Below are 1,696 nucleotides of genomic sequence, written 5' to 3'. Positions count from 1 at the left end.
CCTGGATTCTCGGAGTTAACATGACGAGGTTGGTACCTTCACTCCGAGAGCCTCATATATTTTTGCCTGCTTATTGAGAAGTTCTCCAATCCTTAAGGAATGGTTTGCATCTTCAAAGCACTCAATCACATCAAGCTCGTCAAGCAACTGATGCAGAGTGTAGTTTTTATATAAATCTGATTTTTTCATCTTATGGTCAAGATGAGATATCAGAATCAATGCAACAAACTCTGTAAAGATTTTACCATCAAGACCTTTTTCTGATGACACCAGAAGCCTCCGCATATTAAGTCGTTCTTTCAGATTACCAAAGGCTTTCTCTACAACATCTTTCATCCTGTACAGATGCAAGGCTGTAAAGGCATCCATTTTTTCATTGGTAATTAAAGCAAAGTAGCCAAAGTAACGACGCGCCTCTTTGATGGCATCTTCTTTATAATAAACCTGACGTCCCCTCTTGGGGGTTGTCTTCACTTCAAAGAACTGGTCATAGGCCTTTTTATGGCTTTCAACATATTTGCCTTCTGACAGTTCTTTGCAAAGGCTGGCAATTCGTTTGTCGAATGCCTGCTCATCGTCAGCACCATTTTCAATGCTGTAATAGTAATGGATGTACATCCGGCGTTTATCTTTGATGACATCACCTTTGTACGGACGCTCCTGGGTATACTCCCACTGGGCGCTGACCGTATATCCATAGGTGTTGATGCTTTCGTCAAAATTTACAAACATCCGGATATCGTCATATACCTCATCAAGATGCTTCTTGATGAACTTTAATGACAGCTTTGTTCCTACAAGAAACTTGATGTGGTCTCTGTATAAACCATTAATGTTACTTTCGGAATAGAAACCTCTGTCCATAACAAACTTGGTTTTGCCAAACCCAAGGATGTCCAGATCTTCCAGTAAATGTTTTACCGTTTTTGAATCTGGTATATTTCCTGCAAGCTTACGGTAATAAAATGGTATGCCAGATTCTTCGCCAAACACCAGCAGGAGGTTCAACTGCGGAAGTTGATCATCTTCCTTGTTTTTGCCATACTGGATCTGAGCAAGCGTTTCAGAGTAACTGGAAATGCTGGTACTGTCATAAGCCCAGTATTCATCTTCAACACGGCGTCTGCCTTGAAGCCGGAAGAGCTTATTTACCTGATCATCTGTTATTGAAGCAAATAATTCACTGCTTCTGGGTGAAGTTATACTTTCACCATAAGGATGCTTATGGGTCAGATGCCATTTTTCAAAACGGTACAAAGGATTATTGTCCTCAAGTATCAGGTAAAAGGCCACAGATAAAAGCTGTTTGTATGTTTCGGGAAAACACTGTCTGAGATCTGCTGCAAGTCCAAGCTCATTAGCAAACTCATTCAGAAGATATGTTGCTCCATAATACAGATGTCTGGTTTCGACAAAAGGCTTTGGCCCTGTTTTTGCAGGCTTTCCACTTGCTGATTTAGAACCTTTTTTCGCCCTGCCTCTTGTTGGAACAATGTCACCAGTCTCAGGGTCAATCTTTCCTACACATATGCGTTTTGAACGGGACTGCCGCTTTTCTTTGTCCCAGTAATAAGTTGTGTCATAAGCATATGTAATGCCTGTGCGTTTATCAGTTTGAGTAACTATCGACATACAATCACCTCGTCATGTTTATACCTCCATCATAAAACATGACGATGAGTTAATCAAGTGCAAA

At 40.8% G+C, this 1,696-nt stretch carries 1 protein-coding gene; it reads right to left on the bottom strand.

The features are described from left to right. Nucleotides 1–15 precede the first annotated feature (15 nt). A complete protein-coding gene (locus D5281_RS24820; RefSeq protein ID WP_160562517.1) occupies nucleotides 16–1,632 on the bottom strand; it encodes an IS1634 family transposase in 1,617 nt (538 codons plus the stop codon). Between the last annotated feature and the right edge of the window lie 64 nt (nucleotides 1,633–1,696).

The organism is Parablautia muri (assembly GCF_009917485.1).
GTDB classification, from domain to species: Bacteria; Bacillota; Clostridia; order Lachnospirales; family Lachnospiraceae; genus Suilimivivens; species Suilimivivens muri.
The sequence above is the reverse complement of the archived record's forward strand: the minus strand, read 5'-3'. Positions and strand labels throughout refer to the sequence as shown.